This is a genomic window from Deltaproteobacteria bacterium (genome assembly GCA_019309545.1).
GTDB lineage: Bacteria > Desulfobacterota > Desulfobaccia > Desulfobaccales > Desulfobaccaceae > Desulfobacca_B.
Genome location: JAFDGA010000056.1, coordinates 1 through 6,482 on the forward strand (window position 1 = coordinate 1; position 6,482 = coordinate 6,482).

At 53.0% G+C, this 6,482-nt stretch carries 14 protein-coding genes; all 14 read left to right on the top strand.

All coding sequences use genetic code 11. The features are described from left to right. Positions 1–147 precede the first annotated feature (147 nt). On the top strand, positions 148–597 hold the full coding sequence (locus JRG72_11115; protein MBW2135753.1) for a RusA family crossover junction endodeoxyribonuclease: 450 nt from the start codon (positions 148–150) through the stop codon (positions 595–597). Continuing rightward, positions 578–943: a hypothetical protein gene (locus JRG72_11120; GenBank protein ID MBW2135754.1), complete on the top strand. Its 366-nt coding sequence runs from the start codon at positions 578–580 to the stop codon at positions 941–943. Before JRG72_11115 ends, JRG72_11120 begins: the two co-directional genes overlap by 20 nt. An 11-nt stretch (positions 944–954) precedes the next feature. After that, the gene (locus JRG72_11125; GenBank protein MBW2135755.1) at positions 955–1,143 is read left to right on the top strand and encodes a hypothetical protein; all 189 of its coding nucleotides are present in this window, start codon (positions 955–957) and stop codon (positions 1,141–1,143) included. Positions 1,144–1,163: 20 nt separating this feature from the next. Beyond that, the gene (locus JRG72_11130; GenBank protein ID MBW2135756.1) at positions 1,164–1,553 is read left to right on the top strand and encodes a hypothetical protein; all 390 of its coding nucleotides are present in this window, start codon (positions 1,164–1,166) and stop codon (positions 1,551–1,553) included. 12 nt (positions 1,554–1,565) lie between these two features. Next, on the top strand, positions 1,566–2,102 hold the full coding sequence (locus JRG72_11135; protein MBW2135757.1) for a ParB N-terminal domain-containing protein: 537 nt from the start codon (positions 1,566–1,568) through the stop codon (positions 2,100–2,102). Next, entirely contained in the window at positions 2,081–3,181 is a 1,101-nt protein-coding gene (locus JRG72_11140; protein ID MBW2135758.1) for an ABC transporter ATP-binding protein, read from the top strand. The genes JRG72_11135 and JRG72_11140 overlap by 22 nt, the downstream gene beginning before the upstream one ends. 8 nt (positions 3,182–3,189) lie before the next feature. Further along, complete coding sequence (locus JRG72_11145; protein ID MBW2135759.1) at positions 3,190–3,594, top strand: ASCH domain-containing protein; 405 nt, start codon at positions 3,190–3,192, stop codon at positions 3,592–3,594. After that, positions 3,584–4,042, top strand: a complete 459-nt coding sequence (locus JRG72_11150; GenBank protein ID MBW2135760.1) for a hypothetical protein — start codon at positions 3,584–3,586, stop codon at positions 4,040–4,042. Before JRG72_11145 ends, JRG72_11150 begins: the two co-directional genes overlap by 11 nt. Positions 4,043–4,207: 165 nt before the next feature. Next, positions 4,208–4,387 (top strand): hypothetical protein, encoded by a 180-nt coding sequence (locus JRG72_11155; GenBank protein MBW2135761.1) that lies wholly within the window; start codon positions 4,208–4,210, stop codon positions 4,385–4,387. A 13-nt stretch (positions 4,388–4,400) separates the two neighbouring features. Beyond that, positions 4,401–4,559, top strand: coding sequence for a hypothetical protein (locus JRG72_11160; protein ID MBW2135762.1), 159 nt, complete (start codon positions 4,401–4,403; stop codon positions 4,557–4,559). Next, positions 4,556–5,065 carry a hypothetical protein gene (locus JRG72_11165; protein MBW2135763.1) on the top strand — a complete coding sequence of 170 codons (510 nt, stop codon included), beginning with the start codon at positions 4,556–4,558 and terminating at the stop codon, positions 5,063–5,065. Before JRG72_11160 ends, JRG72_11165 begins: the two co-directional genes overlap by 4 nt. Further along, a complete protein-coding gene (locus tag JRG72_11170) occupies positions 5,055–5,459 on the top strand; it encodes a hypothetical protein (GenBank protein ID MBW2135764.1) in 405 nt (134 codons plus the stop codon). The genes JRG72_11165 and JRG72_11170 overlap by 11 nt, the downstream gene beginning before the upstream one ends. Positions 5,460–5,465: 6 nt before the next feature. After that, the gene (locus JRG72_11175; GenBank protein MBW2135765.1) at positions 5,466–5,807 is read left to right on the top strand and encodes a DUF1599 domain-containing protein; all 342 of its coding nucleotides are present in this window, start codon (positions 5,466–5,468) and stop codon (positions 5,805–5,807) included. Positions 5,808–6,202: 395 nt separating this feature from the next. Beyond that, on the top strand, positions 6,203–6,482 hold a 280-nt coding region (locus JRG72_11180), incomplete at its 3' end, for a hypothetical protein (GenBank protein MBW2135766.1).

Sequence of the window (6,482 nt, forward strand, 5' to 3'; positions counted from 1 at the left end):
GGCTTGCAGATTATATTGATCATGTGACAAATAAAAAGCCCCCGGCCAAGGCCTATATCGATGATCGTGGAATCTGTTTCAAAGGGGACTTTTCGGAAGTGATTGCAAGACTCAGAGGATTTAAGCCCTGGTGGGAGAAATAAGGCAGTGAAATTCAGCATCACCATCCCCCCCAAGGCCCAGATACGGGAGCGGGTGCGGGCCTGTAAGATAGGGGACCGGTTCGTTGGTCGGTCTCACAAGCACCCCAAACAGCGCCTGGAAGAAAACCGGCTGGTTGCGCTACTAATGGAGCACAAACCTCCGGAACCCCTTGACGGCCCGATCCTGTTAGGGCTTAAGGCTTTTATGCCAATCCCCAAGAGCAAATCGAAAAAATGGAAAGAAGCTGCTCTGGCCGGTGAGATCCGGCCCACCGTCAAACCGGATTTCGATAATATTTTGAAGAACTTCAAAGATGTTTGCTCCGGCATCTTCTGGACCGACGACCGGCAGGTGGTGGGCTATCTAGACGGCACCGGCAAATACTATGGCGACCCCCCGCGCTATGAAATCGAAATCAAACCTTTAGAGGGCCATGGTGAAACCAAGACATAACCGGCCTATTTACCGCGGCTTAAAAGAGATCGCCCGTTTCCTGAACCTGCACCTGGACACGGTCCAGGAGTATATCCAGGCCGACCTGCTGGCCCAGGCGGTAGAGAATGAGTTGGAGGTGGGCATCGGCCTGATCCGTAAGCGGCTGCAAACCGGCGGCCTGACCATCTCCCGCCAGTGCGCCAATATCATCCGGGAGTTCGGGCAATATTCTGTCCCGGAGAAAAAACCCAACAAACCGTTTCGGGACAAACCCCTGGAGATCGCCAATTACGCCCTGGACGCCCTAAGGTTCATGGTGCTGGGCCTGACTTACCACGTCAACCCCAATTTGACCTGGATTTGATTGGAGGACCAATGAGAGTAATCCTGAATACCTGGATGGGAGACGGATTTGAAAACAACAATTGCTGCGACCTGTGCGGTCGCCTGGCCACCACGGTGGAACTGGCGACGCTTACCGATTCGGTTAAGGTCTGTAAGACCTGTTTGACCAATGCCGAGCGAGAAATCGACAAGGCTATCTTAAGTGGAGGCAAAAATTGATCTTTAGGAGGACCAGGCCGGTGGACATTGACACCCATGGCATCAAAGCCGGGACTGAAAACGGGTGGGAAGAAATCCTGGCCCCTTATAAGACAGAGAAAAACACGGAGAACTTGGCGGTTCTCTTTGAGGACCCTAAACTCACGGTTTTAGCCTTGGCCTGGACCAAAATACCCAAGAAACTCAAAGCCCCGCCATCGGCAGCCGATTTGGAAGCCCTTTGGGATTGCGTCAGCTTTGATTATGAGGACCTGGAAGACGGCACCAACCTGACTCTTCTCCAGGTGATTAACGGCATGAAACTTTTGCGCCGACATCAGTTGATTTTCCCGGACGGCTCCCTCCGGCCGGAAGTCTCCGCCCTGATCCGAAACCGCATCTTCCGGGAAATCAAAGGGAAAAACAAGTAAGAGGTAATACCCATGAAACATGTCAAAATTGAATTGGTCGCAACAGATAAACTTATCCACTACATAAACAACCCCAAAAAACACCCTGAAATCCAAATCAACAAAATTGCCTCCAGCATCAAAAACTTTGGCTTCCTGGTCCCGATAGTGATTGACAAAGGCAATGAGATCATCGCCGGACACGGAAGATTTTTTGCGGCCCAAAAATTGGCCCTGGACAAAATTCCCTGCATCAGAGCTGAACATTTGACCCCCGAGCAAATAAAAGCTTTCCGTATCGCCGATAATAAATTGGCTGAAAGTGATTGGGATCAGGAAAAATTGACCCAGGAACTTAAGATATTAATGGAAATGGAATATAATATTGAAGATATAGGATTCAACGATAAAGAAATAACCAGGCTGTTTCCTGAAGAAGAAGATGTAGAAGAGCAAATAATACCTGAACTCTATCAAATATTAATTACGTTGGAAAATGAAGAACAACAGAAAGAACTGCTGGAAAGATTAATCAACGAGGGATATGAATGCCGCGCCTTAATATCGTAAGAATGTCTAATATCATCCGAACCCCTCGGGTAGTCCAACTGGAAAGCCTGTTTGATGTTCCTAAGGCTTCTCACAGCCAGGAATTCTGGAAGATAGAGCTTCCCATTGAGGACTTTCCCTGGCACATCGGCCTAATCGTGGGGCCGAGCGGTTCCGGGAAAAGCACCCTGCTGAAAGAGGTCTTCGGGCCATACCTGATCCCGGAGTATCAGTGGGATCCGGAAAAAAGCATCGTGGATTCCTTTCCGGCACACATGAGCATCAAAGAGATCACCATGCTCCTTTCCAGCGTGGGATTTTCTTCACCACCTTCCTGGATCCGGCCCTTTCAAGTGTTATCCAATGGGGAGAAATTTCGTGTCACCATAGCCCGGGCCCTGGCAGAAAACCAGGAAATCACCGTGATTGACGAATTCACCTCGGTGGTGGACCGCACCGTGGCGCAGATCGGCAGCGCCGCCATTGCCCGGACCATCAGGAAACGCCAGCAGAAGTTCATCGCCGCCTCCTGCCATTACGACATCATTGACTGGCTGGAGCCGGACTGGATTTACGAACCCCACCTCAACAAATTTCAGCGGGTGTGTCTTCAACGGCCCCAAATCCAAATGGAAGTCAAGCGGGTGGATAAAAGTGCTTGGGACATATTCAAGAAACATCATTATCTGAGCGCCGACCTGAATGTGGCGGCGAAATGTTTCGGGGGTTTTATCAACGGTGAGATCGTCGCCTTTGTGGCGGTGTTACCCTTTCCGCACCGCATTAAAAGCACCTGCGGGTGGCGGGAACATCGGCTGGTCTGCCTGCCGGACTACCAGGGTATCGGGATCGGTAAGGTCATCAGCGATTATGTGGCGTCTCTGTTCAAGTGCAAAGGGCACTACTACGGGCAGACCTCCCACCCGGCCTTGATATATGCCAGGGCCAAAAGCAAGAACTGGAAGCTGATCAACCGGTCCAAACTCGGAGTTATCCCCAAGGGAGTGTTATGGAAGCCGAGCTACAACAGGTATTCCTACGGCTTTAAATACATCGGCCCGGCCAATTACGAAGATGCAGAAGGTTTCGGCATTATTTGAGGCGGATCATGGTGATTAAAGCCCTCACGGTGAAACAGCCTTTCACCACCTACATCGTCAACGGGGTGAAAACTGAGGAATATCGGCACCGGGCCACCCTTTATCGCGGCCCTTTGCTGATCTGCTCCTCCAAGATTCCGTTTGATGACGACCTGGACCCCAAGGTGTTTCCCAACGGGATGGCCCTGGGGATGGTGGATTTGGTGGATTGCCGGCCCATTATCAGGCGATCCAAATACGGGTTCCGGTATGCCTGGATATTGGCCCAAGCCCAGGAAATTGAACCGTTTCCCATATCCGGGCGGCCCGGCATTTTTGAGGTCAAGCTGGAGCAAATCCCGGAGCATTTAAGGGATTCCATCCAAGCCCGGCTGGCCGCTTTTCATCGGGCAGATGCTTTACTTGGGGATTGACTTCGGCTACCGCAACCCCTTCGCCTGCTTGTGGATACAGGTCCTGGAAGGCGGGGAACGGGTGCTGGTGCTGGATGAATACTATCAGCGCTTTCGCACCACTTTGGAGAACGGCAAAGCCATCCTGGCCCATCACCAGGCCCAGGGTTACGGCCCCGTGGTCTGCGCCTATGCCGACCCCTCAGACCCGGATAAACGGGCCATGCTGGCGGAGATTCTGGGCATTGAAGTCAAAGCCCCCAGGCTTCCGGTGGAGGTGGGCCAGGAGCTGGTGCGGCAATGGCTCAAGGTCAGGCCGGACGGCAAACCTGGCCTGCTGATACACCATCGGTGCAAAAACCTGATCCGGGAACTGAAGGGCTACATGACACATGAGCCCGGCAAGGGCGACCACCATGCTTTGGACGCCCTGAGATACTTCTTCGCCGGCTGGGAGGGTGCGGCATGAGTCGTTGTCCTTTCTACACCCCCTTGCCTGAAGGGAGCGCCATAAAGACCGCCGAGTGCATGTTTTTCATTGCTGAGCGGGATAGGGAAGTCTGCGGATATTCCCAGCAACTGAACTGTCCAAGGGATTGGCCCAAGGAACTGAGGCCCGAATGGCGATGGAGAAATGGCAGACCTGGAACTAAAAGGGAAGATTCTTAAGGAAACCGACATGGCGGTTTTGTTCAGCGACGGCATTGCCTGTCAGGTTTGGCTGCCCAAATCCCAAATAGCCATCATCAGAGAGATTGAAGGGGTTACGGTGGTGGTCCCCGAGTGGTTGGCAGAAGCCAAAGGGATGGCATGAAAAGGGGGAATCAATGAAAGAACCGGAATCCCAATGGACCGCCTGGAACCGCTGGGTGTCTGGCTGGATTGAGATCGCCCAGGGGCTGGTCAAGGTGCTTACCCTGGGGCTGGTGACCATTGCCTGGGACCTGAGATATGTCCGATGGGTGACCAGGAAAAGACAGGGGTGAACCTTGAAGTTCACTCTCCCCCCCAAGGGAAGGAGCAATTTAAAGCCATTTCCCTGCGCCGCCGGGAGCGGGCTTTCAAGGTCTGGGAAATGTATGAGGGCGGGGCAAAAGTTAATGAAATTGCTCAATTTTTTGGCATTTCCCGCCGCATGGTTTTTAAAGACCTTAGGGTCGCCAGACAACTCCACAAAGAGGCCGTGCAGAATGCTGATGGGGGTGAACTTCTGGGGGGTGAAATCGCCTTCTGGCAACAGGTTGTGCGGCAGGCGATGCGGGATTACCAAATGGCCCAAAGTGAAAATGCCAAGATTGGTTTCCTGCGGGTGGCTTCTGAAGCCCGGGCCAAATTACAAAAGCTCTACCAGGAAACCGGCCTTATCACCACCGTCCCCACCCGGATCAGCCTGGAGGAAGCCAACCCCTTTAGCGACCCGGAGTTTCGCAAAAAATACATCGCCTTGCTGAAAGAAGCCAGAGAAAAGGGAGTAGCCATCTATGGGCTCTGAAAAACTTCTGCTGGAAATTACCCGGGAACAGGCCCGGGTTATTTCAGAGGCGTGTGAATGCCTGGCCCGGTTGCACATGGGACAGCTTGAGGAAATCGTCTGGCTTTTTGGCCCGAAATACTGGATGGTCAAATCAGAAGCCGATGGTATCATTTTGAAACTTAAGCAAGTTTTATTCAGAGAACTATTTCCGCACGGCTATCATTCCATTGCCTCGCCGTTCCTGCCCGATAAAGCCCGGATAGCCTTTGACCTCCACCAGGTAATCAGACACCACCTGGCAGGGCCGAAACCAGAAGGGTGGTTTCCGCTGATTTATCACGACAAACCCAGGCAGACCAGCCGGGAACAGCCACTGGCGGTTATTAAAGAGATTTCTGGCAAAGGAGATTAACCGGCGGTGATTGACCGGAGCAAAGGACATCCCCTGTTTTATGACCTGCTGGAGAAGATGGCCGACCTGCATGCCAGGAAAAACGCCAATTATGCCGACCCCACCGACCCCCTCAGCAACCTCAGGCGCTGTGAGCGCCTGGGCATCTCCCCTTTTATGGGGGTATTGGTGCGCCTTCAGGACAAATGGAGCCGGATTGAAAACCTGGCCCGGGGCGTCCCCGACCGGGTGGGCGAATCCCTGGAAGACACCCTGATGGACAACGCGGTTTACAGTTTGCTGGCCATTATCCTTTTGCGGGAGATGGGAAATGGTGTTTTGCCCCAAGTGCCAAAGGCCGATGGTTAAAATTTCTAGTCAGCTATTCGCTTGTACGTCATGCGAGCTGGCGGCTAGTTTGAACACCCTGGAATGGCTTCGGATTATGCTCACGGAAATTAGGAGGGATGAACATCATGGAACCTTGTCCCGGATTCAAGCCGCGGAGCATATTTGAGCCGAATATCTGCCGATATTGGGAGGACAGAAACCCTCACTTCCCGGCTCATTGTAAACATCCCAAATACATGGTCTGCAAAACCAGGGGGCGAAAATATGCGCCACCTGCTATTTCAGAGTTGGGAGGGAAATTTCCCGACTTCACGGGCGATATGAGTACAGAGGAATACCTCAGATATATGCGCAATGACAGCGATGACGACGGTTATCCGGATTGAACCAAGGGCCGAAAGTGGAGAGCCGTGATGAGGGCTCCTGGTTGTGTCCTGTCGGAACCTTCTCATTTGGCCGCGCCCCGGGAGATTGCCCAGTTGGTGGAATATCACCGGGCCTGCGGGTTTGATGGTCCGGAGGAGCTCCTGGACTTCATTGAAGTCTTTTGGGGGGTGCGCATACCCCGGGCCAAGGTCTGCCCGGAGCACACGCCGCCAGCGGAGTATATCGCGGCGGCCTTTTTTGAAGAAGTGCTGGACTGCGTCTGCTGGGCCAACCGGAGCGGCGGCAAGACCTTCAACGGCGCTTTGG